The organism is Athalassotoga saccharophila, from assembly GCF_009936215.1.
Taxonomy (GTDB): Bacteria; Thermotogota; Thermotogae; order Mesoaciditogales; family Mesoaciditogaceae; genus Athalassotoga; species Athalassotoga saccharophila.
Genome location: NZ_AP019551.1, coordinates 736,896 through 761,881, shown reverse-complemented (window position 1 = coordinate 761,881; position 24,986 = coordinate 736,896). Strand labels below are relative to the sequence as shown.

Genomic DNA, 24,986 nt, shown 5'->3' with positions numbered 1-24,986 from the left:
TTAAAGTCTCCTTTCAATGGTATTTGAAAATCGCTTTCAAAAGCGATTCCAATTTCTCTTCGTTGTCCGGACTCACCTTTACACATTCATAGGTATAATTCTGGGCTATGATCTTGCTAACAGCATCTAAGGCAGATTTTATTGCGGATATCTCTATGAGAATGTCGGGACATTCCCTGTCATTCTCTATCATTGTCTGAATGCCTCTAACCTGCCCTTCTATTCTTCTTAACCTTTTGATCGTTTTTTCCTTCTCTGTCTTTTCCATTTTCATCCTCCAGCACAAAATCGATCATTCCCTTTATCTTGTCTGCCGAAGTTATCTTCGCCCTCAATTTGTCACCTATTTTGAAGATCTTTCCATGAGTGCCGGTGAGTGTATTGAACTTCTCATCATGAATGTAATAATCGTTAAGGGTAGAGATATGAATGAGGCCACTTATGGCTTTGTCAGGTATTTCAACGAAAAGGCCAAAGTCTGTAACGCCGGTCACAACTACATCGAAGACCTCTCCGATATGATTCTGGGCATATTCTATCTTTTTCATAGACACAAGATCCCTCTCGGCCTGGTCCGCTATGATTTCTCTTTCTGAAGAATGTTTCGCTATCGATGGCAAGATCTTCGAATATCTTTCTACCTCTTCGTTGGAGAACTTACCCTTTTCAATGTATATCTTCAAGAGCCTGTGAACCATAAGGTCTGGATACCTCCTTATGGGACTTGTGAAGTGCGTGTAATTCAAAGATGCAAGGCCAAAATGGCCGACATTTGTTTCAGAATAAACGGCCTTTTTCATCGATCTGACAAGAAGGCGCTGGATCACCATTTCAAGAGGATGACCTTTTATCTGCTCCAAAATTCTTTGAAGCATTATTGGCTGTATATTTTCGGTGATCTTGAACTTTATGCCTATCGCTCTAAGATATTCCGAAAGTTCGGCTATAGTCTCAACATCTGGCTTTCCGTGGATTCTGTAGATGAATGGAAAACCGATCCTGTCAAAAAGTTCGGCAACAGATTCATTTGCACTTATCATGAACTCTTCTATCATCATCTCGGCAACATTTTGTTTTCTTAAGACTATATCCTTGACGTATCCATTCTCATCTAAGATAACCTTAACTTCGTCTGATGCGAATTCTATAGATCCCCTTCCAAGCCTGCTTGTCTTTATGGTATGGGCAAGATCCCTCATCATTTCAAGATCTTTTCTTATAAAGCCAATTTCATTTTCTATCTCTTGATCCGGATCTTCGAGTAACTTTGTAACCTTCGTGTATGTAAGTCTTTTTACAGACCTTATAACACTTTTCGAAAATTGCTTTTTAAGTATACGGCCGTATTCGTCTATCTCCATCTCCGCAGAAACCGTGAGTCTGTCCTTTCCCTCAACAAGACTGCAAAGATCGTTGGACAATTTGAAGGGTAACATCGGTATAACGGTATCTATAAGATAAACGCTTGTTCCTCTTTTGAAAGCCTCGATATCCACTGGATCGCCTTCCTTGACGTAATTCGAAACGTCGGCAATGTGAACACCGAGCAGGTAATTCCCATTTGGAAGTTTTTCTATCGAGACGGCGTCGTCAAAGTCTTTCGCGTCCTCTCCATCTATCGTAAAGACATGTTTGCCCCTGAAATCCTTTCTACCTTGAATGTCCTTTTCCCCGACATCGTCTGGAAGTTTTTTAATGGCCTTGATGACGGATTTCGGAAATTCTTCGGGCTTTGGTAGGTTATACTTTTCTATAACGCTTGGAAGATCCGATTGTGGAAGATCTGCCCTTCCTATTTTTTCAACTATCTCGACAGTACCTTCAGCACTGGAATCTGGATATCTCGTTATCTTTGCTACAATTTTGTCTCCATCTTTAACATCTATTGAATCTTTAAAATAAACTCTAAACTCGTATATTATTCTCGGATCATCGGGTATTAGATATCCAAAATTTGTCCACTGGGATTTGTAAACACCGACTATTTTATTTAGCGATCTTTCAAGGATCTTGACAACCTTTCCAGAAGGAATGTCCTCTCCATTTTTCGTTATTTCGACGAGTACTTTATCTCCATTCAAAGCCCACATTGTATTGGCTATTTCCACAGATGCTTCTCTACCGGAAGAAGATGTGACAAAGGCTCTTTTGCCGGATCTCGTGAATTTTATAATTCCTACCATCTCATTTTCCTTTACTTTGTGCCATTTGCCGCTTCTTGTCCTGTAAATAAATCCTTCTTCCTCAAGATCTTCAAGCAAATCTTTCAATTCCTCGACCTTCGAATTTGTCTTTTGGGCAATAGCCGTTATCGTCGAAGGAGCGTAAGATTTCGAATTAAAATACTTGACAAGTTCTTCACGGGTCATTCGATCATTCCTCTCATATTTTCGTTTTTTACCATTATCAAAATTTCCTCGAATTCCTTTCCCATGTAATGATCTCTTTGTGAATATTTAACCTTTGAATTTATAAGGTCTACCAATGGTTCTATCTTTTTTCCGGTACGAAGCGGAAGATGATACCTTACACCTTTTGATGCGATCATGGCCTCTATCGCTATTATTTTCGAAACATTTTCGAATATTTTTCTGCTTTTAACGGCAGCGATAGTGCCCATGGAAACATGATCTTCCTGATATGCAGATGTCGGAATAGAATCCACGGATGCAGGATGCGAAAGGACCTTGTTCTCACTGACCAAAGATGCCGCCGTGTACTGCCACATCATCAATCCAGAATTAAGTCCGGCCTTTCCATCGGCCAAAAATGGAGGAAGACCAGAAACAAGCGGATTAACGAGTCTATCTATCCGCCTTTCAGTTATATTTCCAAGTTCACTCAAGGCTATACCGAGAAAATCGGCGGCAAAGGCCATCGGCTCTCCGTGAAAATTTCCTCCACTCAAAACTTCATCTTCAAAAACGAGTGGATTATCCGTAACCGCATTCATTTCAATATCGAGTTGTCTCTCGACGTAATCGAGTGTGTCCTTCACAGCGCCAAGCACCTGAGGAATTGCCCTAAGAGAATAGGCATCCTGAACTTTTGAGCAATTTATGTGTGATGCCCTTATCTCGCTCCCTGCAAGGTATTCCATTATGCGCGATGCGACGTATCTTTGACCTTCGTAAGGCCTTAATTCGTGTATCCGAGGATCGAATGGCGTTGTCGATCCCTTGAGCGCATCTATTGAGATAGAGGCAGTTATGAGTGAATTTTCAAAAAGCACCTTTGAATCGTAGAGGACGAGGGCGAGAATGGCCGTCATCGCCTGCGTTCCATTGGTAAGCGCGAGGCCTTCTTTTGCGGAATATTTCAAAGGCTTTAACCCTTCAATTTCAAGGACTTTCGAGGCATCCATTACCTTTCCGTGGTATATCACATCTCCTTCTCCCATCATCGCAAGTGCAACGTGGGCAAGAGGCGCAAGATCACCGCTCGATCCTACCGAACCTTGAGAGGGAACAACCGGAGTAACACCCCTGTTCAAAAACTCAATTATCTGATTTACAGTTTCAATTTTTACACCCGAATATCCGCGAGAAAGAGAGAAGGCTCTCAAAAGCATCATCGCCCTTGTACTCTCTTCGTCTAAGATTGGGCCAACACCAACGGAATGACTGCGAACTAAATTTGATTGAAGATCGTCTATCTCCTCTTTCGATATCTTCACAGTTGCAAGGGCTCCAAACCCGGTATTTATACCGTACATGGCTTTGTCCGAAGACAAAAGTTTTTCAACCTTTCTCCTCGAATTGTTGATCCTCTCGACCGCCTTTTGAGATATTTCAACCTTTTCACCTTTGGCAACTTTAACGACATCCTCTAAAGTTATTCTGTCTTCTATAACGTAATTCATTATGATTCCTCCTCAAGAACTCTTTTTTCTTCCTCAAATTCGTACATCTGTTTTATGATCTCTTCTGCCTCTTTCTCAACCTTCTCTTTATCTTTGAGAATTTCAACGAGTTTATAATGATCATTACAATTCGACATTTGAGATTCGAGATCTCTTATCCTTTCATTTAGAATGTTCAATCTCTCCTCACGATTTGCAATTTCGATCTCTAACTTTTTTATCCTGTTTTTAATCCTTCTTTTTTTCTCAAAATCCTCATTCGAAGTCGAAATCACTTTGACATTGTTGAAAGCACTTCTGAGAAAATCTTCGGTCATTTCATAATTTTCAAATCCGTGCAGCCCTTGTGCGTCCAATATAAAATATAGATCTGCTATGTGTTCTGCAAATTTAAGATCGTGGGTCGTGAAAAGGATCGCACCGGCATATTTCGAAAGGGTATCTTCCAAAGATTCGATCATGTAAAGGTCGAGATGGTTTGTAGGCTCATCCAAAATGAGAAAATTCGGATCATTTATCAACGCCTTTGCCAATTGGTACCTTACGAATTCACCACCGCTTAAAGATGAGATCTCTTTGAAGGCATCATCTCCTTCAAATCCAAATCTTCCAAGATACTTTCTTACTTCAAAATCCTTCCACAAAGGTACAACTTCCCATATATCTTCGATTATCTGCTTTTCACTTCTGTCTGCTCCAACTGTATCAACAAAGGCAACGCGCGTATTCGGGCCCCAACTAAGCGCCGCTTTTTTCGACATCAAAGACTTAAGCAAAGAAGTCTTTCCTATTCCGTTTTTTCCCAAAAGCGCAACTTTTTGGCCATTGTGAATTTCAAAGGAAAAATTGCCTATGTATTTCTCTCCGGCAAATACATCCAAATTATCAACTTTCAAAATCACATCCTCACTTACGCCCTTTGTCTGAAATCTGAGTTGTTTAAAGGTCTTACGCTTTTCGAATTCGAAATCCTTTCTTTCTTCCAATAGTTTTTCAACGAACTTTTCCTTTGATTTTGCCTGCTTGATCGCTTTGTCTCTTCCCCATTCTCTGTAACGTCTTATGGCCTTTTGAGTTTCATTTATCTTTTTATCGAGTACCTTTGTTTTGTTCTCAATCGTCTTGAGAAAATTCTCCTTTTGTAAAAGAAAATCACCGTACTTTCCATCGTAAGATCTTATCGTTCCAAAGTCTATCTCCCATATTTTGTCTGGAACCCTTTCCATTATATTCCTGTCGTGAGTGGCGATTATAACGGCCCCCTTAAGTTCTGGAATCGTATCATTCAAAAATTCCATTCCGTAAACATCGAGATAATTGCCGGGCTCATCCAAAATCATCAGATCCGGATCCATTATCATCAATTTGGCAATCTCGAGTTTGGTTATCTCACCGGCACTCAAAGTTGAGATCCTTCTGTCAAAATCCCCTTCTGAAAATCCAATACCTTTAAGCATCTCCCTGACTCTTTTTTCGGCCGAATAAACATCAAGCGATTCGGCATTAGAGAGTGCCAACTCGTACCCATCTATATCACTTTTTATAGCATTTTCGAGGGCTTTCTCGTAATAATAAAATGCCCTATCGAAGGCCGAAAGGCCTTCTTCGTAGAGCGTCCGGTCTTTATCTATCCTAAACTGGCTTAAAGTTCCCATCCTGCGGCCGTAAAAAAATATCTTTCCACCGCTTTGATCTATTTCACCGTTTAATATCTTTAAAAACGTTGTTTTTCCCGATCCATTTGGACCTATCAGGACGATCTTTTCTCCTTCTTTGATTTGAAGATTTACCCTCTCAAATAAAAGATTGTCACCAAATCTCATTTCGAGATCTTCTATCTTAAGAATCATCTCTGCCTCCGCAAGAATTATAACATTTCTTTATGGTCAATGCTTCAGTGTATGTACTTAAATAACCTTAAAAGTCGAATGTTCTTTAATTTAAACGGAGGGCAGGATGCCTTTCCCTAATCTCTTTTGCTTGCCACCCGCCACACGCTACGTACCATTTTGGATTTTTGTTTGGTATAATCGATGTATGAAGATATCAAGGATGGCAATCTGGCTTGCAATCGTATCTTTACTTTCGACAGTCTCGATTCCGATAGGACCTGTTCCGATAACTCTTCAGGTATTCGCGATATTTTTAATGGCTTTTTTTCTTTCTCCACTCGATTCCTTTGTGGTAATGATCGGTTATACGATTCTTGGAATGATAGGCCTTCCAATCTTTGCCGGATCTGGTGGAATCGGAGCGATCATGAGTCCGGTGGGAGGATACATCTTAGGCTTCATTCCATCTGCCGCCATAGCATCCTTCGGATGGAAAAGAAATGGCATATTCAGAATTCTAATGTTGTCCCTTGCGCTCCTTATCATATACATCTTCGGTGTCGGCGTGCTTTACCTTTACCTTCATAGCCTTAGAAGTTCTATCGAGACTGGATTTTTACCATTCGTGTGGATAGACGCAATAAAGATCTCTTTGGTCTTTCCACTTGCAAAAAGGATATCAAAAATCCAATTGATCCGATCTAAAACCTGATTTGGATATTGCATCGTTATGCGATATATATCTTCATCAAAAAAACTTATTTTTTATAGATATTTTACGATATATAAACATATACAGCAAAAATATTAGTTATTAGCAGCAATAACGAAATAAATTGGGTATTTTAAAGGAAATCATCTATAATTGTCATTAATCGTCAAATTTGACATTTAGCAACATGATAAGTAAAATGATATATTAAAACAGCGGATAGCCGGGTTAATTTTAAGTGTGGAGGCGCTGGATGAAGTACATTTTGAAAAGAATTGTCTTTTTTCTAATCACTCTATGGGCGGCTGTAACTATAAATTTCATTCTTCCACGAATGATGCCAGGGAACCCGGCCGAGGTTATGATAGCAAAGTTTCAGGGTAGACTAAATCCTCAGGCAATAAGTGCCTTAGAGATTGCCTTCGGTATAAATACCCACGAAAGTATGCTTGCCCAGTACTGGGACTACCTTGGAAGGATGGTAACGGGTAATTTTGGAATATCCGTGAGTTTCTATCCAACAACGGTTGCTCAGGTTTTGGCGCAGGCAGTTCCCTGGACATTAGGACTTGCCGGAATTTCAACCGTTATAGCATTTATACTTGGAACACTTTTAGGAATAAGAGTATCGTGGAAGAGAAATTCCATCTCGAGTAGTTTTGCCGTACCAATAGCATTCTTTCTCAATTCTATGCCATATTTCTGGTTTGCCTTGATAGTTGAATATGTCTTTGCCTTTGTCTTTGGATGGTTCCCGCTCGGTGGCGCATATTCGTCATCATCAGGCCTTTCTGGACTGGCATTAGTATGGTCAGTGCTTTATCACGCCATACTTCCAGCGGCAACGATAATAATAACGGCCATGGGAGGATGGATGCTGACCATGAGAAACAACATGATAAGCGTTCTCTCAGACGATTACATAACCTTTGCCTTTGCGCAAGGTTTGCCGGAGAGAGAGATAGAGATGAATTACGCCGCCAGAAATGCCATATTGCCGAGTTTTACAGGTTTTGCAATGGCAATAGGTTTTGTCATAAGCGGTGTGCTTTTAACCGAGATAGTTTTCTCATACCCGGGAGTTGGATACCTGCTCTATCAGGCCGTCTTAAACATAGATTATCCTCTCATGCAGGCCATCTTCCTTTTCATAACGATAGCGGTGCTTGTAGCCAATTTCATAGCAGACATAGTTTACGTCTTCCTTGATCCAAGAGCAAGATCGGGTGGTGAATGATGTGAATTACGTAAAACTTTTCTTCAGGAATAAGAAATCTGCAATAGGGGTTATAATCTTTCTTTTCTTCGTGGTGCTCGCGATCTTTGCTCCATGGATAGCCCCTTATTCTCCAAATTCGATGGCATTTACCCCTCTTCAAGGTCCCAGTTGGAAACACTGGTTAGGTACGACTGCCGTCGGACAGGACATACTCTCTCAGGTTATATGGGGTACAAGGCTATCTTTGATAGTTGGCCTCATAACCGGAGGCATAGCGACTGTCGTTTCCGTCATAATAGGCTTATCTTCCGGGTATCTTGGAGGGCTGACCGATGATATTTTGATGACTATCACGAATATCTTCCTTGTCATCCCCGGTCTTCCGCTGATAATCATAATAAGTGCCTTCATAGTCGTAAAGGGTATATGGACGATAATCTTTGTCATATCATTGACGGGATGGGCCTGGGGGGCGAGAACCTTAAGGTCCCAGGTTTTAACCTTGAAAAACAGGGATTACGTCAAGGCATCTGTTGTGACCGGTGAAAGTTCGGCACACGTAATATTTTCGGATATCTTTCCAAATATGTTAAGTCTTGTAGTTGCCAATTTCTTTGGAGCGGCCGTTTACGCGGTCTTAAGCGAGGCAGGACTCGAATTCTTGGGCCTTGGCGATTCAAGCGCGATATCGTGGGGAACTATCCTTTACTGGGCGCAAAACAATCAGGCACTGCTTTTTGGACTGTGGGAATGGGCGGCAGTTCCCGGATTACTCATAGCCTTACTCGGAATGTCCTTTGCCCTTATGAATTTCGCAGTTGACGAATTAACGAATCCAAGGTTGAGGAAGCGATAAGATGGATGCATTGCTAAAAGTTAAAGACTTAAACGCGGGATATGAATTCACAAACTTCAAGACGTGGGCAGTGAGGAATGTTTCCTTCGAACTAAATAAAGGAGAGTTTCTTGGTATAGCGGGAGAATCGGGATGTGGAAAGTCCACACTCGCATTTGGAGTCATAAGGTTACTCATGCCACCGGGAAAGATCTTTTCAGGATCGATAGAATTCAACGGTATAGATTTGATGAAGGTTGACGATGAGAGTTTAAGAAAGATGAGATGGAAAGAATTCTCGATGGTCTTTCAAGCCTCAATGAACGTTTTGAATCCGGTCTTAAAGGTAAGGACGCAAATATACAATTCGATAAAGTACCATGTCAATATGACGGAGTCCGAACTTGATAAACGTGCGAAAGAATTGTTAAATCTTGTAAATGTCTCTTCAAAATACTTGGACGCGTATCCCCACCAGTTGTCGGGAGGAATGAAGCAAAGGGTCGTAATAGCGATGGCGCTTGCCCTAAATCCGAAATTGGTGATAATGGATGAGCCGACTACGGCCTTAGACGTTGTAGTTCAAAGAAGGATACTCCAAGAGGTCGATGAATTAAGAAAGCAATTGGGATTTGCGATAATTTTCATAACTCACGATCTTTCTTTGCTTGTCGAGATCTCGGATTCTCTTGCGATAATGTACGCAGGTCAAATAATAGAAAAGGCACCATCTGAGAAATTATACGCAAAACCTTTGCATCCGTACACCTACGGACTTATGCACGCCTTTCCCCCTCTTGTTGGGAAAAGGCAAAAACTACATGGCATAGCAGGAAGGCCGCCGGATCTTTCGAGCGATATAAAGGGGTGTCCATTCTATCCAAGATGTGAAAAGAGAATAAATGGCGTGTGCGACGTTGAGAATCCAAAACTTGTGGAGATAGAGAGCGAACATTTCGTCGCGTGTCATCTCTACGATGGGAAGTGATAGAGATGGAGACAGTACAAAAGACAAAGAACGTTATAGAAGTGAAAAATCTTGTAAAGGAATTCAGGATAGGTGGCATTGGAAGGACGAGGATAGTCCACGCGATAAACGGGATAGACTTTTGGATAAAAGAAAGAGAGGTTCTCGGTCTTGTCGGAGAATCCGGAAGCGGGAAGACGACGGTTGCAAGGGTTATAGTAAGACTTTACGAGCCGACGAGTGGAAAGATCTTTTTAAACGGTCAGGAAACGCCCTTGAGAATGAAGCACAAAGAACTCGTCAATTACAGAAAACATGTTCAGATGATCTTTCAAGATCCCTTCTCGTCTCTCAATCCCTTGCATACGGTCGGATACACCCTCACAAGGCCGTTGAAGATACACAGAATAGTCGAAAAAGGGAAGATAAAAGATAGAGTTTTACAAATCCTCGAAGAGGCCGGTCTTATTCCTCCAAAGCAGATATACGATAAACTTCCATACGAACTTTCTGGAGGGCAAAGACAAAGGGTCGGAATAGCGCGCGCTATAGCGGTTCAACCGCAGTTGATACTTGCCGATGAGCCTACATCTATGTTGGACGTATCGATAAGGCTTGACATAATGAACCAGATGTTAGAATTGAAAGAAAAAGAAGGCGTTTCGTACCTTTTCATAACGCACGATTTAGCGGGTGCTCACTACATGTCAGATAGGATTGCGATAATGTACGCTGGTCATTTGGTTGAAATAGGCCCGTCCGATGATGTGATAAACGATCCAAAACATCCTTACACGCAATTGTTAAAGAAGGCAGCGCCCAAGCCGGAGGCGGGATTAGAGCCGGAAAAGGTCGATGTTGGAGGAGAGGTACCGGATCTGACAAATCTTCCGCCCGGATGTCCTTTTGAGCCAAGGTGCCCATTTGCAAAGCCAGAATGCAAAGAAAGGGTACCCGATATGGTAAAAATTTCAGAAGATCACTTTGTAAGATGCATACTGTACAAAAACGCGGGCTGAAAGGCCCGCTTATTCTTCATTCGAATCTTTGAAAAACTTCCAGTAAAAGACTGCATTCAAAAATTGAAATGCAGCCGCGATAAGCAAAGGCATTTCTACCATTGAAAGATCTATAAGGTATCCGCCTATTGCCGGTCCGAAAGATGAGGTTATCTGCTGTGGAAGGTTGCTCAAAGATGCAACGGTTGCCCTCTCCTCACTTTTTGCCTGACCCATAACGAAAGACTGACGGAGAGGATTCCCTATCGCGATTACCATCATCCTTATCGCAAAGAAGATACTCGCAAGCAAAAAGGTTGGCATAAAGGCCACCAAAACAAGGGATGCAACGCCAAAAAGTCTCGTGATAACTATAGTTTTAACCGATCCCCATATTTTGGCAAGAAGCGGCGCTATCAAAAATGGAATTATCGCCATGATGTTGATCACGGTGTAAAGGATTCCAATAGAGGCTGTATTTGCGCCGTACCTTATGAAAAACCAATAAACGAGTATTGGGCCTAAAAATCCTATTCCAAAGCCATTCAAAGCATTTGTTATGGAGAGTTTACCGACAAGACTCCACGAAATTTTGAATGTGCCAGATCTCTTCGGTCTGTTTTTGCTCTCTTCTATCGGGATAGTTAAAAAGACCATAATAACGTAGATGGCGGAGGCCAAAGCCATCAAAAAAAGATAACTTCCACGCCATCCAAGGTTAAATAGATTATCGTAATAAGAAGGTATAAGTGCCAAAATCGATCCCGCGGCACTTCCTATCGTTCCGAAGATCGATAGATAACTGAAGGCATGATTTCTAAAGGCTGGCTTTACACTTTCGCTTATCAAAGCCTGCTCGGCCGGATAAAAGGGTCCAAAGGCGCCTCCACTGCCGGCCCCTCCGCCACGCCCTATAGTCCCTACTGCGATAAGTACCATCAAGATGTAATAATTCGTCGTAAAGAGAAAGCCGGCAGCGCTTATTGCACTTATAACCGTCATAACTATTATTACGAGTTTTCTTCCATACTTATCGGCAAAAAAGCCAACCAAAATCGCAAAAAATAGAGAAACAACTATGGTAACCGTGAAAATAAGACCTATCTGGACACCTGAAAAGCCCAATTTGGAGAGGTAAATTGCGACGATTATCACCAAAAAACCCTGGGCCATACTTCTTAAAAGACGGCCCATCATCAAAAGAGTGAGGTTACGGTTTAGCCATTCGATTTTTTTTATCTGTGTCATCTGCCTTTCTAACATTTTCGAATATTTCAAGGAAATTTTTGTAAATTTGAATGTTATCCTTTATCTCTGAGGCAAGGATATCGAGTGTTTCAATTCCAGCAGGTGTTATCTCGTAGACGTGGCGTGCAGGGCCTGAACCTGTCGTATCCCATTTCGATGTTATCAAACCCTTCTCTTCCAAATTTTTAAGCATCTTGTAAATTGCCGTTTGATCCGGCAGATACTCCTCAAAGCCAAATTCTCTCAATTTATCCATCAATTGATATCCGTAAGATGGCTCTTTGTAAAGCGCTAAAAGCAAAAAAGGTCCTATAAATCTTACCCTCATACCGTGTCTTCTTCCAAAACCATGTCCCTGACGCATCTTAACCTCCAATTATCATTCAACTTTTATTTTATCATTTTTTTGGTCTTTTTTCTTGCTTTTATTTTCAAATAGTGGTAAAATTAATTTGGACTAAAAAGGTATAGATTTATGAGGAGGCTTAATTATGGAATTGATCAAGATTATCGATCTTCATGCATCGATTGGAGAAAGGGAAGTAATCAAAGGAGTGAATCTCGAGGTGAATAAGGACGAGGTTCACGCGATAATGGGGCCTAACGGTGCCGGAAAAACCACCCTTATAAATGTCATAATGGGAAATCCAAAATACAAAGTCACATCTGGAGACATTCTTTTTGAAGGCAAGAGCATAATCAATTTAAGCGTTGATGAAAGGGCGAGATTAGGTATATTCCAATCTTTTCAATATCCAGAAGAAATATCTGGCGTTACTTTTATGAACTTTTTACGCCTTGCCTACGAAAAAATGCATCCCGATAAAAAGATGAGCGTTCTCGAATTTGGAGACATGATGGTAAAGATCGCCGACTCTCTTAAGATGGATCACGATTTTCTCAAAAGATACGTCAACCTTGGTTTTTCTGGAGGAGAAAGGAAAAAATCAGAGATTCTTCAATTGAGTGCTCTGAATCCAAAGTTAGCACTTCTTGACGAAACGGACTCAGGTCTTGATATAGACGCCTTAAGGATTGTATCCGAAGGAATAAACAACGCGTCAAAGAAAGGTATGTCCATTGTATTGGTGACACATTACAAAAGAATTTTAGATTATGTCAGACCAAAATTCGTTCACATCTTCATGGACGGACGCATAGTAAAGACCGGCGGAATAGAACTTGCCGAGGAACTCGAAAGAAGTGGGTATGAGGAAGTGAGAATATGACAAACAACGCACTTTCGAAAACAGAACCCGGTTTAAATAGAAGGATCATAGAGGAAATATCGGAATCAAAGAATGAGCCTTTGTGGATGAGAGAGATAAGGATGAAATCCCTTGAATACTTTTTGAATAGGCCCAATCCCAACTTTGGAGTGGATATATCGGCCCTCGATCTCAACTCTATAGTAAATTACGTAAGGCCGGGTGCCCAAAATGAAAGATCGTGGGAAGACGTGCCCGAAGATATAAGAGAAAACTTCGAAAAACTTGGGATACCACAGGCAGAAAGAGAATCTCTCGCCGGTGTTGGCGCCCAGTACGATTCCGAAATGGTCTACCACAACATGAAAGAATCTTTAAAAAAATTGGGTGTTATCTTTCTTGAAATGGGGACTGCCGTCAGAGAGTATCCAGACCTTGTTAAAAAGTACTTCATGCGCCTTATTCCGCCCAACGATCACAAATTTGCCGCCCTTCACGGTGCCGTGTGGAGTGGTGGAACTTTCATATATGTCCCACCAAATGTGAATGTGCCCATGCCAATACAATCTTATTATCTGATGGGATCTCCCGGAATGGGCCAATTTGAACATACGTTGATAGTCGTTGATAAGGGATCAAAATTGGAATTCATAGAAGGATGTTCGGGCCAGAATTATTCGATAAGCAATCTGCACGCCGGAGCCGTTGAAATATACGTTGAAGAGGGTGCGACTGTTAAATTCTCAACGATAGAGAACTGGGCAAAAAATACCTACAATCTGAATACGAAACGTGCTTCTGTCGACAGAGACGGAACTATAATATGGATCTCTGGAACTATGGGATCTGCCAAAACTATGCTATACCCATCGAGCATACTTAAAGGCAAAGGCGCAAGGGCAGAGTACACAACCATAACTTACGCAGGGCCCGGTCAGCATCTTGATACTGGCACAAAGGTCTTTCACTTTGCCCCTTACACCTCCTCAAAGGTAGACTCGAGAAGTATAAGTTTTGGTGGTGGATACGCATTTTACAGAGGCCTTGTAAGGGTATCAGAATCGGCAATTCATTCAAAATCTTCTGTTGATTGTTCTGCCTTAATGGTCGATGATATATCCAAATCAGATACGCTCCCTATAATAGAAGTTATGAACAATCAATCAGAGATAGGTCACGAAGCCTACGTCGGAAAAATAAATGAGGATCAAATATACTATCTTATGAGCAGGGGCCTTACCGAAGACGATGCAAAGGCACTCATAGTAAGGGGATTCCTCGATCCGTTCATAAAACAATTGCCTTTTGAATACGCAGTTGAATTCAACAGAATAATAGACATGCATTTCAACTCGAAGATAGGGTGATGGACATGTTTACAAGGGTGGAACCAAAAAGACAAAGTTTTACCGCGAAAGATTACGGATGGGAGGACATACCAAACAAAGATGAATCTTTCTACGATCTGCTTTCTGATTATTTATCTTATGACTTTCCCGTCTGGAAAAGACTTGAATTTTCGGAATTCAAAAAATACCCCATCAAAAAATATTCCGGAAATTTTGTCAAGAATGGAAAATCAATTCTTACACAAGATGCCATAAAAACTGGATTGAAAGATTTTATAACCGGCAAATTCAACGGAGTAGATCCAAAGTTCGTGATGATGGCCCTTATCTTTTTCAACAGCGGCATTTTCTCAAAAATCGATAAAAATGAAAAGATAGATCTCGAATACAACCTGAAAGATAACAACACGATAATAGAGAATTCGGGCCTCATTTTGGAAGAAAATTCCTCTGTCGTAATGGTAAGGTCGTACAGGGGAGAGGGAGAGTTTTTAAATTCTGCTTCGAAATTCTTGCTCAAGACAGGATCGAGATTGAAGATCTTCAACGTTATAATAAGCCCGAAGACCGATCTTGTTGTCTCTTCAAGTTTGTACAACCTCGAGGAAAGTGCAAATTTAGAAGTCTACGACGTTATCTTTGGAGGTCAGAAGACGGCCATAGATCACACGGCAAATCTGAATGGAGATTTTTCAAAGGCTACATTTAAAACCGTCTACTTTGCACGCGGAAAAGAAAGAATAGATCTAAGAACTTCTTTGAATCATTTCGGAAGATCCACGTATGGAAGAATAGAAACAAATGGATCCATCTCAGATGAAGGATATTCCGTAGTCAGGGGAAATATAGAGATAAAGCATACGGCAATTGGATCTGATTCTGAAGAAAGAAGTAACACTGTTAGCCTTTCTAAAAAGGCCCGAGCAGATTCAATCCCTTCACTTTACGTTGATAACAACGACGTTATCGCAAAGCACGGTGCCTCTGTTGGAAATATAGATGAAGATAAGTTATACTATCTAATGTCAAGGGGGCTCGATGAGAGGTCTGCGATAAGATTGATAGTGTCGGGCATTTTTGAACCTGTGATAAATGAGATCCCTCTTGACAATTCAAACCTAAAAGAGGAGATCGAAGATGCAATATCGGTTAGGATCTGAGGTGAAAAAAGACTTTCCAATTCTTTCAACGGTTTTACCCAATGGAAAGAGATTAGTCTACCTCGATAACGCGGCCACAACCCAAAAGCCCATTCAGGTCATAAATGCGCTGGCAGATTTTTACAAATTCACCAACGCGAATGTCGCGAGAAGTGCCCATTACCTTGGGGAGAAAACAACTATCGCTTACAACGATGCAAGAAAAGAGGTCGCAAAGTTCATAAATGCCGATCAGGATGAGATAATCTTCACCTCTGGAACGACCGAATCGATAAACACGATAGCCTATGGATGGGGAGATGAAAATGTCTCTGAAGGCGACGAGATCGTTGTGATGACGAGTGAGCACCATAGCGATTTCGTTCCGTGGCAACAACTTGCTTTAAGAAAGAAGGCACATTTTAAAGTTGTACCTCTTCGTGAAGACGGAACTATAGATATCGATACGGTAAAGCGGTACGTGACATCAAAGACGAAAGTAGTCGCCTGTGCCGGGATGACGAATTCATTCGGCATTATAAATCCAGTCGAAGAGATAGGCCATATAGCACACAAATCGGGGGCAGTCTTTGTCGTGGACGGAGCCCAGTCAGTCCCATCGATGCCAACAGATGTAAAGCGAATGGATGCCGATTTTCTTTCCTTCTCTGGACACAAGATGCTTGGTCCTATGGGAATAGGTGTGCTTTACGTAAAGAAATCCATCATTGAAAGTTTAAAACCATTTCTTACCGGCGGTGGTATGATAGATGAGGTAAAAAACGACTCAACGACCTTTGCCTGCGCACCGGACAGGTACGAGGCGGGAACTCCAAATGTTGAGGGTGCTGTAGGACTTGCGACTGCCATAAGATATCTGAGAGAAATAGGAATGGAAGGGATCTTGGAACATGAAAGGGATTTGCTCGGATACGCATACGAAAGGTTAAGTTCTGTAGATCGTGTGATACTCTACGGCCCAAAGAATTTCGAAAAAAGAGGCGGAATTCTTTCATTCAACATCAGAGGTATCCATCCCCATGACGTTGCCTCGATATTGGACGCAAATGGCGTAGCCATAAGAAGCGGTCATCATTGTGCCCAGCCGATTTTAAGATATCTTAATGTAGAATTCATGGCAACGGCGAGGGCAAGTTTTTACATATACAATGAAAGATCAGACATAGACGTGCTTGTAGATGCGATTGAAGATGCAAAGAGGCGATTCTCATGAGAGATTTTTCAGATCTTTACGCTGAAATAATAATGGATCACCAAAAACATCCGAGAAATTTCGGAACTCTTCCGATCTTTGACAAAGAAGTTCAAATGACCAACTCTTCGTGCGGAGATCAGATCTCTTTACAGGTAAAATTCGAAGATGGAAAGATAAAAGATATAAAATTCAAAGGGATGGGATGTGCCATAAGCATGGCCTCGGCCTCTGTGATGACTGAACTCTTAAAGGGAACGGACGTAAATGAGGCAAAAAGGATATCTTCCGAATTCATAGAAATGGTAACAAACGGCAAAGCGCCCGTTGATGATCTCAAAGATGCTCAGGTATTCAGCGGCGTTAGCAAATATCCAATGCGTGTGAAATGCGCCACGCTTGCATGGCACGCTGTCCAAAAGGCCCTTAGCGATTAGAGATCTTCCCGATGTACGTCTTTAATTTTCCGAATTTGAAGGTGATGTAATTTCCCTCAACTTTAAAAGATATGGACTCTTTTCCATTGTAGAGAGAGTTAAATCCAGAAAATCGGGTGTTAAAATAATTGCTTCCCGGCCTTAACTTGGCCAGTTTGTGAATGTCTTCATGGCCCATCGCGACTAATCTTCTCAAAGATGATCTATCTTTCGTCTGAAATAACTGGTATGCAATAACAGGATCGGATCCTATCAAAAGTATTGAGTGTTCGATATAACTATCTTTGTAGAAGATCAATTCAAGTTCTTTCCCCTTTACCTCTTTGTACATGTAGAGTATGACATCTTCGAAATCCTCAACGAATTGATTGGAAATCGAGACCTTTTCGATCATATTTATCAAGATCATTATGGATTCATAGGTTATCGAAGCGCCGACTGCGTAAATCGAAAAGGCGACAAGTAACTCAATTATCACCGATCCTGAAAGTCTCCCCCGTGATCGTGGATTTGTATTCATCAATTCCCCCCGCATCTATCAACGAAAGATCATCGTAAGACAGATTCGAAATTGAGATGATTTGAGATAGTTCTACAGAACCTTTCTCTATCTGTCTTTGATTGTTCATCAAAGATGAAAAAGCAGAATTGATAATCAAAAATAAAATAAAAGACAAAATCAAAAATAACAGAGATTCAATAAGTACAGATCCCTTTTTCATTTCATGAAAAAAAAGTACATTATCGCTAAAGCCGTTCCTACAATACCGGCAACAAGGATAACCGCAACAAGAATATCCGCAAGATGGAGGTGTACCTCTTCCTCACTCTTAACACTTGGCTGGCGTGGCACGGCAGGCTGTGAGTTGCCTATGATCGGTACTCCCACAGAGGTTGTCATCAAATTCATACTGTTCAATACCATGGCCTTAAAGTAAAAGTTCTGGCATTCTATCTTTATAAGCGTGAAATCCTCTCCAAATTCCGGAACGAATTCTTTTGATATTATTCTTCCAACAAGAGGAGAAACATTTTCGCCCTGAGCGTTGAAATCGTCTGGAAATTTTTTAAGCATCTCGGATTTCACTTGATCATTCGCAAATCTCAAAACGGTAAAATAAACCTTCTCTCCTATTTTAAAGTCATTTATCGATTTCCCAGCAATAGGATCGACTATGGGATAGGCCTCCGAAAGATCTTTGAGATCATCCCTTTTTATGACTTTGAAAGCATCCTCGCTATTTCCCACCTTGGAAAGTTGCTTTGAAAACTCGGCAAATGTCATTTCCTGAATGTCCACGCTCATTTTGATGGGATCAACCCATTCTTTGAAAAAATCCTCTATTATAGAACCTATAACTTCGATGTCCGCGTTTTGAATCGCGATTTTAAGTCTGTGCTTGAAGGATTCGTCAGAATTTATCCTTTTGTTTATGAATTTTTCAAGTTCGGCATTCATTTCCTTTATCTCGGGAGAACTTTTGGCCATCCTGTTCTTTATCTGCGGTATCCTCAACTGTATCAATTTGAAATCATCTTTGAAACTGACATTTATCATGGAAGAAAAACTCAACGGATATTGAATGACATCGTATTTGAAATCTCCGCTTCTTGTAATAAGAAAGTATCCAACATATCCCTCAAGCGTTACTTTGCTCTGACCCGCGAATTTTACGATGGAAATATCGCTCATTCTGAAAAGATCACCATGTTTTTACCCTTTTGTTTGCCGATCTCGATCAATCTCTCTCCCAAATCGAGAAGTTTTGTGAATTCCTTCGAATCCTCCGGAAAGGTAACGATTGAAATCGTACAGGTCATACCGATCATCTTGCCATCTATTTCAAATTTTTGCGCGGCAAATGATTTGTTTATCCTTCGGGCTATAGATATGACGTTTTCTCTTGGAGTTTCAGTTACAAGTATTAAAAATTCATCAAACCCGATCCTCGATACCATGTCGAGGGGAACTCTTACGGCGTTTTTGAGAAATTTACCGATCTCCCTCATCAAAATGTCTATCTCTTGCTTTTCAAACATTTTCGTCCTTTGCTCAAAATCGTCTATGTCAAAGAAGATGAGGGCGCATTTTAGATTCATTTCGAAGGCTTTAGAATAGATGAAGTTCAAATACGCAAGCATGTGATCGCGCGAGTAAACTCTCGTTACGGGATCTATAACTTCATGAGTACCCATTCTGTTGACAACATTTTCGAGATTATCGAACTCTCGCCTGACAAGTTCATTGTATTGATTTATAAGAGTTTCCATTTGTTCTATCTGGCTTTCGTACCATTTTATCCTTTCTTTGAGATGTTCATTTTCTCTCTTCAAATTCTCAATTTCATCTGACATTTTCATTCCCCCTTAGATGGAAAGAACCTGTTTATTTCCTTTTTCGCACTCTCTTGAGAATCCGAGGCGTGGACTAAATTCACCGTGACGTTGAGGGCGAGATCGCCTCTGATCGTTCCGGGCAAGGCCTCAAGCGGAGAGGTTTTTCCTATCATCATTCTTACGATTTCGACGGCATTATCACCTTCCAAGACCATCGCGACTGTTTTACCGCTTGTAATGTAATTTATAAGTTTTTCATAGTAAGGCCTTCCCTTGTGATCTTCGTAATGGGCTTCGGCAAGGGCTCTGTCCATCTTAAACATCTTCATTTCAGCGATTTTGAAACCTTTTTTCTCGAACCTCGAAATTATCTCTCCAACAAGGCCTCTTTCAACGCCGTCTGGTTTTATAAGGACCAGCGTTCTTTCCAACATCATCCCTCCTTAGATACTCGATAAGGCTATCCTCGAAAAGTAATGGAAAGCCTCTTTTCGCAAAGACAGGATCATCGCCAAACTTTGCGATAACGTCATCAATTTTATTAGATTTTATCATAAAAGAAAGAGATCTAAATTTTTCAAGATAAATCATCATCTCATCGACTTCTTTTACACTTCCAACCGGACCATGGCCCGGGACAAACCACCTCAAATTTTCATTCTTTAACTTACCAAGGGCCTTTATCCACGAATCCATATCAGATTCAGAGGTTATTTCCGCATGGTAGCCAGAAAAAAGCAAATCGCCACAAAAACATACTCCGTTGGGCCAAACCTTGATTATCGAAGAATCGGGTGTGTGGCCTCCAACGCGCAGAATCTCAATCTTTTTGTTTCCAAGATCCACGGTCATCCTCTTGTTAAAGGTAATCGAGGGAAAGACTATACTGGCATCCTTTAATTCCTTCTGAATGATGGGTTCAAGTGAGGATCGAAATTTTTCGAAATCTATTCGCTCTAAATAATCCTTTGTCATCTTACTCGAGATGACCGGCGCTTCTATGGCACAATTACCGAGAGTATGATCAAGATGATAATGCGTGTTTACAACGTACAGAATTGTTTTTGATGAGATCGAAGAGATGAAATCCATCAATCTAACGGTCTTTGATGGAAAGAAGGTCGAATCGACGACGATAATTCCCTTTTTTCCTATCACAACACCGGCATTAGACGCTCCGTTAGGATTTTCCGTGACGAATATGTCCTCACCTATGGAAATCATTTCTACCTCTCAAAACGTTCGACCATTTCTACGGAGATAACCGAATCAACTATGAGTAGAGAACTTTCCTTGTATTTATCCGGACAGAGGGCCGTGAAGTCATTTCCTATCTCCACTTCAAATCTTTCAGAATCAGATTCGACGGAAAAATCGTAATTCGTACCGTTGAATTTCAAACTAATTCTTCGCGGATATCTGAAGAATTCGACGGAATCTTTCGAATTTATCACGACAAATTCAGGTTCATGATTGAAGAGCCATTCAGCCACAAATCTTCTCGATTTCTCGCTCATCTTTTCCCCCATCAAAAAAAATAGAACGGATCCTTCGATCCGTTCTATTTTACCACATTTCAATACTTGTCTCTTTGGGAAAATTTATCGAACTCATCAAGATGGGAAAACTCGGGTGATTCAACCCATTCTTCTCCCTTTCTTATGAATTCCATGAGATTTTCAAGTATCGTTTGATGCTTTTTTTCTTCTTCGGACAATTTCAAAAGAATCTCTTTTTCGTCCTTGTTCGTCGATTTCTTTGCCTCGTTAAGGTACAGATCGACACTTTTCTTTTCCATCTCTATTGCCTGTTTGTATATATCGAAGACGTTAACGTCTGTTTTGAAATTCTCCTTCTTGTTCATCATCTCCGAAAATAAATTCTTCGTGGTTTTAAAGGTGTCTGTACCTTTGTAATTGTAAGATGATTTTTTGAAATCATTTATTATGTCGTAATGTCTCTGTTCATCGCGCGCGAGCATGTCAAAGATTTGCTTTATTCGTAAATCTTTGCTCTCTTTGGATTGCTTTTCGTAAAAGGCTTTTCCATCCAACTCCATCTTTAAGGCGTAATCTATGGCATTCATCATAACGCCTCCTCGCTCAATTTCTTGTAAATTTCGTACTTCTCTCTTGCCTGTTCGGCTGCCATTTTGAAGAGTTGATCGGCGATCTCCGGGAAGGTGATCTTAAGTGAGGAGTACCTTACCTCGCTCATGAGGAAATCTTCGAATGAAGCCTTTGGTTCCTTTGAATCAAGGACAAATGGGTTCTTTCCTTCCTTTCGAAGCAGTGGATTGTACCTGTAAAGATGCCAGTATCCAGATTCGACGGCACGCTTTTCCTGTTCTGCCATTTTTCCCATGCCGGCCTTTATTCCGTGATTTATGCATGGAGAATAAGCGATTATCAGAGAAGGACCCGGATAACTTTCTGCTTCCAAAAATGCCTTGAGAGTCTGGTTCATATTCGCACCCATTGCGACTTGGGCCACGTAAACGTATCCGTATGTCATAGCCATCCTTCCAAGATCTTTTTTGGACGTCTTCTTTCCGGAGGCCGCGAATTGCGCGACAGCCGCTTCTGGAGTGGATTTGGATGCCTGACCTCCAGTGTTAGAGTAAACTTCGGTATCAAAGACAAGTACGTTTATATCCTCACCGGAGGCAAGTATGTGATCGAGACCGCCGTACCCTATATCGTATGCCCATCCGTCTCCTCCAAAGGCCCAGACGGACTTTTTAACGAGCATATCCCTTCTTTCCTTTATTTCTTTCAAAATTTCCATTGCCCTTTTGTTGTCAACCTTTGCATCGAGCACCTTCAAAATCTTGAGAGTTGCGGCCTTTGAATTTCTCGCATCATCCTTTCCGTCAAGCCATTCTTTGAAAGGTGCTTTCAATTCCTGCGGTATATTTAAAGTTATGAGTTCATTCATCAAATCCGCAAGTCTGTTTCTTGCGTATTTAACCGAGAGTGCCATACCGAACGCGTATTCGGCATTATCCTCGAAGAGTGAATTGGCCCACGCAGGACCCTTTCCCTCGGCGTTAACCGTGTAAGGAGTCGAAGGTGCGGATGCGCCCCATATAGATGAACATCCCGTCGCATTTGCGATTATCATCCTGTCTCCGAATAACTGGGTAACGAGTTTAGCGTAAGGCGTCTCACCGCATCCGGCACACGCACCGGAGAACTCAAGCAATGGCCTTGCAAACTGGCTTCCCCTTATCGTGTCGAGAGGGACACGATCCGATTTGTCCGATATTTCTTTTATGGCAAAGTCCCAGTTAGGAATTTCCTTTTCCTGATCTTCGAGAGGTTTCATGACAAGAGACTTCTTTGGAGTTGGACATACGTCTACGCAAACACCGCATCCGGTACAATCGAGCGGGGAGATCTGAATTCTGTACTGAAGACCTTCGAGCCCCTTGCCAGTCGCCTTCTTTGTGACAAAGCCTTTTGGTGCCTTCTTGACCTCCTCATCGTCAAGTAAGAATGGCCTTATGACGGCGTGAGGGCAAGCAAAGGCGCACTGGTTACACTGAATGCAGGTGTCGGGTTGCCATTCGGGTACCTCAACGGCTATTCCACGCTTTTCATAGGCTGCCGTCCCCTGCGGGAATTCTCCATTTTCACGTCCCAAGAATGCAGAAACCGGCAATTTGTCTCCTTCCTGTCTGTTCATTACATCGGCTATTTTTTTGACAAAATCAGGTCTTTCGGGAAGGGTAGGCATATTTTCATCATCTTTTGCATTCTTCCAAGAATCGGGCACTTTAACCTTGACGAGCGCATTTATTCCCTTATCGACGGCTTTGTAATTCATTTCGACGACCTTTTCTCCCTTGGAACCGTAAGCATGGACTATCGCTTCTTTTAAATACTTGACTGCATCTTCTATTGGAATAACATTCGTGAGTTTGAAAAAGGCCGCCTGCATTATCATGTTTATCCTTCCACCAAGACCTATGTCCATTGCGATATGAGTTGCGTCTATTATGTAGAAATTTATGTTATTTTGAGCAATATACTTCTTCATTTTTCCCGGCAGTTTATTGTCGAGATCTGACTCTGACCATATCGTGTTAAGGACAAAGGTGCCACCTTTTTTAAGGCCATCGAGTATATCGTACTGGTATACGTAAGATTGTTTATGGCATGCCACGTAATCAGCCTCTTCTATAAGGTATGTCGATCTTATAGGTTTCTTTCCAAATCTCAAATGTGAAATAGTTACTCCACCGGACTTGTGGGAATCGTACGCGAAATATCCCTGCGCGTACATGTCGGTGTTGTCTCCAATGATCTTTATGGCTTCCTTGTTGGCGCCAACAGTTCCATCGGATCCATAACCCCAGAATTTGCACCTTATAGTTCCTTCCGCTGTGGTATTTATCTTCTCTTTAACGGGCAAAGAAGTGTTCGTGACATCATCAACGATGCCTATTGTAAACCAATTCTTCGGGGTCTTCTCTTCCAAATTATCGAAGACGGCCTTTATCTGGGCAGGCGTCGTATCTTTCGAACTCAAACCGTAACGTCCTCCAACGATAAGAGGAGCATTTGATCTACCGTAGAACAACGTTCTGACATCCTCGTACAGAGGCTCACCCAAAGCGCCGGACTCTTTTGTTCTATCAAGAACCGCTATTTTCTTAACATTTTTGGGAAGAACATCAAAGAAGTATTTCTCGGAGAAAGGTCTGTAGAGATGAACCTTTATGACTCCAACTCGCTGACCTTTTGAATTCAAATAATCAACGACTTCAGAAATCGTTTCTGTAACCGATCCCATCGCAACTATGACACGATCGGCATCTGGATCTCCGTAATAATTAAAAGGTCTGTATTCTCTTCCGGTTATCTCTGAGATGCTTTTCATGTACTCGGCCACAATATCCGGTACGGCCATGTAAAATCTGTTTGATGCTTCTTTTGCCTGAAAGAATATATCGGGATTTTGGGCAGTTCCCATCGTCTTGGGATGTTCAGGATTCAACGCCATGTCCTTGAATGCCTTTAGAGCATTCCTGTCAAGAAGGTTCGCCAAAACATCGTAGTCGAGTACCTCTATCTTCTGAATTTCGTGAGACGTTCTAAAGCCATCAAAGAAATGAATAAATGGTATTCTCGATCTTATGGCGGAAAGATGGGCTATGCTTCCAAGGTCCATAACTTCCTGAACGCTTCCTGAAGCGAGAAGAGCCGCACCGGTTTGCCTTACGGCCATGACATCAGAATGATCGCCGAATATAGAAAGCGCATGGGCTGCGATGGTTCTTGCGGCAACGTGGAATACACCGGGCAAAAGTTCACCCGCCATCTTGTAAATATTCGGTATCATCAAAAGTAATCCCTGCGAAGCGGTATAGGTAGTGGCAAGAGAACCCGCGACCAGTGCGCCGTGCATTGCTCCTGCGGCTCCACCTTCAGACTGCATCTCAACTACATTCACTCTCTGGCCGAAAATATTTTTTCTCCCCTGGGCAGACCAAAGATCTGTGAGTTCGGCCATAGGAGAGGATGGTGTTATAGGGTATATCGTTGCAACCTCTGTAAAAGCGTACGCTACATGGGCTGCAGCGGTATTACCATCCATGGTACTCATTTTCTTTGCCATTTTAACCT

25 protein-coding genes are annotated in these 24,986 nt (G+C 41.6%); 10 read left to right on the top strand and 15 right to left on the bottom strand.

Annotated elements, in window-relative coordinates:
- Positions 1 to 13: 13 nt before the first annotated feature.
- The 4 genes from ATHSA_RS03800 to ATHSA_RS03785 are packed head-to-tail and all read right to left on the bottom strand — an operon-like array spanning position 14 to position 5,712.
- Positions 14 to 268 (bottom strand): metal-sensitive transcriptional regulator, encoded by a 255-nt coding sequence (locus ATHSA_RS03800; protein WP_197739224.1) that lies wholly within the window; start codon positions 266 to 268, stop codon positions 14 to 16.
- Positions 207 to 2,369, bottom strand: a complete 2,163-nt coding sequence (gene rnr, locus ATHSA_RS03795; RefSeq protein WP_161847829.1) for a ribonuclease R — start codon at positions 2,367 to 2,369, stop codon at positions 207 to 209. Before rnr ends, ATHSA_RS03800 begins: the two co-directional genes overlap by 62 nt.
- The gene (gene hutH / locus ATHSA_RS03790) at positions 2,366 to 3,862 is read right to left on the bottom strand and encodes a histidine ammonia-lyase (RefSeq protein WP_161847828.1); all 1,497 of its coding nucleotides are present in this window, start codon (positions 3,860 to 3,862) and stop codon (positions 2,366 to 2,368) included. Before hutH ends, rnr begins: the two co-directional genes overlap by 4 nt.
- Positions 3,862 to 5,712: an ABC-F family ATP-binding cassette domain-containing protein gene (locus ATHSA_RS03785; protein WP_161847827.1), complete on the bottom strand. Its 1,851-nt coding sequence runs from the start codon at positions 5,710 to 5,712 to the stop codon at positions 3,862 to 3,864. The genes hutH and ATHSA_RS03785 overlap by 1 nt, the downstream gene beginning before the upstream one ends.
- 187 nt (positions 5,713 to 5,899) lie before the next feature.
- On the opposite strand from ATHSA_RS03785, the gene ATHSA_RS03780 reads away from it, so the two are divergent.
- The 5 genes from ATHSA_RS03780 to ATHSA_RS03760 all read left to right on the top strand — a co-directional run bounded on the left by ATHSA_RS03780 (position 5,900) and on the right by ATHSA_RS03760 (position 10,446).
- The gene (locus tag ATHSA_RS03780) at positions 5,900 to 6,406 is read left to right on the top strand and encodes a biotin transporter BioY (protein WP_232060128.1); all 507 of its coding nucleotides are present in this window, start codon (positions 5,900 to 5,902) and stop codon (positions 6,404 to 6,406) included.
- A 253-nt stretch (positions 6,407 to 6,659) separates the two neighbouring features.
- The gene (locus ATHSA_RS03775) at positions 6,660 to 7,643 is read left to right on the top strand and encodes an ABC transporter permease (protein ID WP_161847825.1); all 984 of its coding nucleotides are present in this window, start codon (positions 6,660 to 6,662) and stop codon (positions 7,641 to 7,643) included.
- 1 nt (position 7,644) lies between these two features.
- The gene (locus tag ATHSA_RS10145; protein WP_161847824.1) at positions 7,645 to 8,481 is read left to right on the top strand and encodes an ABC transporter permease; all 837 of its coding nucleotides are present in this window, start codon (positions 7,645 to 7,647) and stop codon (positions 8,479 to 8,481) included.
- 1 nt (position 8,482) lies between these two features.
- Positions 8,483 to 9,448, top strand: a complete 966-nt coding sequence (locus ATHSA_RS10140) for an ABC transporter ATP-binding protein (RefSeq protein ID WP_161847823.1) — start codon at positions 8,483 to 8,485, stop codon at positions 9,446 to 9,448.
- 5 nt (positions 9,449 to 9,453) lie between these two features.
- A complete protein-coding gene (locus ATHSA_RS03760; protein ID WP_161847822.1) occupies positions 9,454 to 10,446 on the top strand; it encodes an ABC transporter ATP-binding protein in 993 nt (330 codons plus the stop codon).
- Positions 10,447 to 10,455: 9 nt separating this feature from the next.
- On the opposite strand, the gene ATHSA_RS03755 is transcribed toward ATHSA_RS03760, so the two are convergent.
- Together ATHSA_RS03755 and ATHSA_RS03750 are read right to left on the bottom strand one after the other, a co-directional pair.
- The gene (locus ATHSA_RS03755) at positions 10,456 to 11,688 is read right to left on the bottom strand and encodes an MFS transporter (RefSeq protein WP_232060127.1); all 1,233 of its coding nucleotides are present in this window, start codon (positions 11,686 to 11,688) and stop codon (positions 10,456 to 10,458) included.
- Positions 11,636 to 12,037, bottom strand: coding sequence for a PadR family transcriptional regulator (locus ATHSA_RS03750; protein WP_161847820.1), 402 nt, complete (start codon positions 12,035 to 12,037; stop codon positions 11,636 to 11,638). Before ATHSA_RS03750 ends, ATHSA_RS03755 begins: the two co-directional genes overlap by 53 nt.
- Before the next feature lie 124 nt (positions 12,038 to 12,161).
- On the opposite strand from ATHSA_RS03750, the gene sufC reads away from it, so the two are divergent.
- From sufC to sufU, 5 genes are read left to right on the top strand one after another with little or no spacing between them, the layout of a single operon-like run.
- Positions 12,162 to 12,902, top strand: coding sequence for a Fe-S cluster assembly ATPase SufC (sufC, locus tag ATHSA_RS03745; RefSeq protein ID WP_161848927.1), 741 nt, complete (start codon positions 12,162 to 12,164; stop codon positions 12,900 to 12,902).
- A complete protein-coding gene (sufB, locus tag ATHSA_RS03740) occupies positions 12,899 to 14,248 on the top strand; it encodes a Fe-S cluster assembly protein SufB (protein ID WP_161847819.1) in 1,350 nt (449 codons plus the stop codon). The genes sufC and sufB overlap by 4 nt, the downstream gene beginning before the upstream one ends.
- Positions 14,249 to 14,253: 5 nt before the next feature.
- Positions 14,254 to 15,390 carry a SufD family Fe-S cluster assembly protein gene (locus tag ATHSA_RS03735; protein ID WP_232060126.1) on the top strand — a complete coding sequence of 379 codons (1,137 nt, stop codon included), beginning with the start codon at positions 14,254 to 14,256 and terminating at the stop codon, positions 15,388 to 15,390.
- Positions 15,368 to 16,603 carry a SufS family cysteine desulfurase gene (locus ATHSA_RS03730; RefSeq protein WP_161847817.1) on the top strand — a complete coding sequence of 412 codons (1,236 nt, stop codon included), beginning with the start codon at positions 15,368 to 15,370 and terminating at the stop codon, positions 16,601 to 16,603. The genes ATHSA_RS03735 and ATHSA_RS03730 overlap by 23 nt, the downstream gene beginning before the upstream one ends.
- Positions 16,600 to 17,019 (top strand): Fe-S cluster assembly sulfur transfer protein SufU, encoded by a 420-nt coding sequence (gene sufU, locus ATHSA_RS03725; RefSeq protein ID WP_161847816.1) that lies wholly within the window; start codon positions 16,600 to 16,602, stop codon positions 17,017 to 17,019. Before ATHSA_RS03730 ends, sufU begins: the two co-directional genes overlap by 4 nt.
- Here the strand turns inward: sufU and ATHSA_RS03720 are convergent.
- The 9 genes from ATHSA_RS03720 to nifJ are packed head-to-tail and all read right to left on the bottom strand — an operon-like array spanning position 17,009 to position 24,978.
- Positions 17,009 to 17,497, bottom strand: a complete 489-nt coding sequence (locus ATHSA_RS03720) for a hypothetical protein (RefSeq protein ID WP_161847815.1) — start codon at positions 17,495 to 17,497, stop codon at positions 17,009 to 17,011. The genes sufU and ATHSA_RS03720 overlap by 11 nt on opposite strands.
- Positions 17,487 to 17,741: a hypothetical protein gene (locus tag ATHSA_RS03715; protein WP_161847814.1), complete on the bottom strand. Its 255-nt coding sequence runs from the start codon at positions 17,739 to 17,741 to the stop codon at positions 17,487 to 17,489. Before ATHSA_RS03715 ends, ATHSA_RS03720 begins: the two co-directional genes overlap by 11 nt.
- On the bottom strand, positions 17,738 to 18,712 hold the full coding sequence (locus ATHSA_RS03710; protein WP_161847813.1) for a DUF4899 domain-containing protein: 975 nt from the start codon (positions 18,710 to 18,712) through the stop codon (positions 17,738 to 17,740). Before ATHSA_RS03710 ends, ATHSA_RS03715 begins: the two co-directional genes overlap by 4 nt.
- Complete coding sequence (locus tag ATHSA_RS03705) at positions 18,709 to 19,374, bottom strand: GGDEF domain-containing protein (protein WP_161847812.1); 666 nt, start codon at positions 19,372 to 19,374, stop codon at positions 18,709 to 18,711. The genes ATHSA_RS03710 and ATHSA_RS03705 overlap by 4 nt, the downstream gene beginning before the upstream one ends.
- 2 nt (positions 19,375 to 19,376) lie before the next feature.
- On the bottom strand, positions 19,377 to 19,793 hold the full coding sequence (gene ndk / locus ATHSA_RS03700; protein ID WP_161847811.1) for a nucleoside-diphosphate kinase: 417 nt from the start codon (positions 19,791 to 19,793) through the stop codon (positions 19,377 to 19,379).
- Positions 19,747 to 20,580 carry an MBL fold metallo-hydrolase gene (locus ATHSA_RS03695; RefSeq protein WP_161847810.1) on the bottom strand — a complete coding sequence of 278 codons (834 nt, stop codon included), beginning with the start codon at positions 20,578 to 20,580 and terminating at the stop codon, positions 19,747 to 19,749. The genes ndk and ATHSA_RS03695 overlap by 47 nt, the downstream gene beginning before the upstream one ends.
- Positions 20,581 to 20,582: 2 nt before the next feature.
- Complete coding sequence (locus tag ATHSA_RS03690; RefSeq protein ID WP_161847809.1) at positions 20,583 to 20,873, bottom strand: hypothetical protein; 291 nt, start codon at positions 20,871 to 20,873, stop codon at positions 20,583 to 20,585.
- A 59-nt stretch (positions 20,874 to 20,932) separates the two neighbouring features.
- A complete protein-coding gene (locus ATHSA_RS03685) occupies positions 20,933 to 21,442 on the bottom strand; it encodes a ferritin family protein (protein ID WP_161847808.1) in 510 nt (169 codons plus the stop codon).
- Positions 21,442 to 24,978: a pyruvate:ferredoxin (flavodoxin) oxidoreductase gene (nifJ, locus tag ATHSA_RS03680; protein ID WP_161847807.1), complete on the bottom strand. Its 3,537-nt coding sequence runs from the start codon at positions 24,976 to 24,978 to the stop codon at positions 21,442 to 21,444. Before nifJ ends, ATHSA_RS03685 begins: the two co-directional genes overlap by 1 nt.
- Between the last annotated feature and the right edge of the window lie 8 nt (positions 24,979 to 24,986).

Coding starts and splice junctions, on each gene's coding strand:
- ATHSA_RS03800 (WP_197739224.1), bottom strand. CDS start 268: ATGGAAAAGACAGAGAAGGAAAAAACGATCAAAAGGTTAAGAAGAATA.
- rnr (WP_161847829.1), bottom strand. CDS start 2,369: ATGACCCGTGAAGAACTTGTCAAGTATTTTAATTCGAAATCTTACGCT.
- hutH (WP_161847828.1), bottom strand. CDS start 3,862: ATGAATTACGTTATAGAAGACAGAATAACTTTAGAGGATGTCGTTAAA.
- ATHSA_RS03785 (WP_161847827.1), bottom strand. CDS start 5,712: ATGATTCTTAAGATAGAAGATCTCGAAATGAGATTTGGTGACAATCTT.
- ATHSA_RS03780 (WP_232060128.1), top strand. CDS start 5,900: ATGAAGATATCAAGGATGGCAATCTGGCTTGCAATCGTATCTTTACTT.
- ATHSA_RS03775 (WP_161847825.1), top strand. CDS start 6,660: ATGAAGTACATTTTGAAAAGAATTGTCTTTTTTCTAATCACTCTATGG.
- ATHSA_RS10140 (WP_161847823.1), top strand. CDS start 8,483: ATGGATGCATTGCTAAAAGTTAAAGACTTAAACGCGGGATATGAATTC.
- ATHSA_RS03760 (WP_161847822.1), top strand. CDS start 9,454: ATGGAGACAGTACAAAAGACAAAGAACGTTATAGAAGTGAAAAATCTT.
- ATHSA_RS03755 (WP_232060127.1), bottom strand. CDS start 11,688: ATGTTAGAAAGGCAGATGACACAGATAAAAAAAATCGAATGGCTAAAC.
- ATHSA_RS03750 (WP_161847820.1), bottom strand. CDS start 12,037: ATGCGTCAGGGACATGGTTTTGGAAGAAGACACGGTATGAGGGTAAGA.
- sufB (WP_161847819.1), top strand. CDS start 12,899: ATGACAAACAACGCACTTTCGAAAACAGAACCCGGTTTAAATAGAAGG.
- ATHSA_RS03735 (WP_232060126.1), top strand. CDS start 14,254: ATGTTTACAAGGGTGGAACCAAAAAGACAAAGTTTTACCGCGAAAGAT.
- ATHSA_RS03730 (WP_161847817.1), top strand. CDS start 15,368: ATGCAATATCGGTTAGGATCTGAGGTGAAAAAAGACTTTCCAATTCTT.
- sufU (WP_161847816.1), top strand. CDS start 16,600: ATGAGAGATTTTTCAGATCTTTACGCTGAAATAATAATGGATCACCAA.
- ATHSA_RS03715 (WP_161847814.1), bottom strand. CDS start 17,741: ATGAAAAAGGGATCTGTACTTATTGAATCTCTGTTATTTTTGATTTTG.
- ATHSA_RS03710 (WP_161847813.1), bottom strand. CDS start 18,712: ATGAGCGATATTTCCATCGTAAAATTCGCGGGTCAGAGCAAAGTAACG.
- ATHSA_RS03705 (WP_161847812.1), bottom strand. CDS start 19,374: ATGTCAGATGAAATTGAGAATTTGAAGAGAGAAAATGAACATCTCAAA.
- ndk (WP_161847811.1), bottom strand. CDS start 19,793: ATGATGTTGGAAAGAACGCTGGTCCTTATAAAACCAGACGGCGTTGAA.
- ATHSA_RS03695 (WP_161847810.1), bottom strand. CDS start 20,580: ATGATTTCCATAGGTGAGGACATATTCGTCACGGAAAATCCTAACGGA.
- ATHSA_RS03690 (WP_161847809.1), bottom strand. CDS start 20,873: ATGAGCGAGAAATCGAGAAGATTTGTGGCTGAATGGCTCTTCAATCAT.
- ATHSA_RS03685 (WP_161847808.1), bottom strand. CDS start 21,442: ATGAATGCCATAGATTACGCCTTAAAGATGGAGTTGGATGGAAAAGCC.
- nifJ (WP_161847807.1), bottom strand. CDS start 24,978: ATGGCAAAGAAAATGAGTACCATGGATGGTAATACCGCTGCAGCCCAT.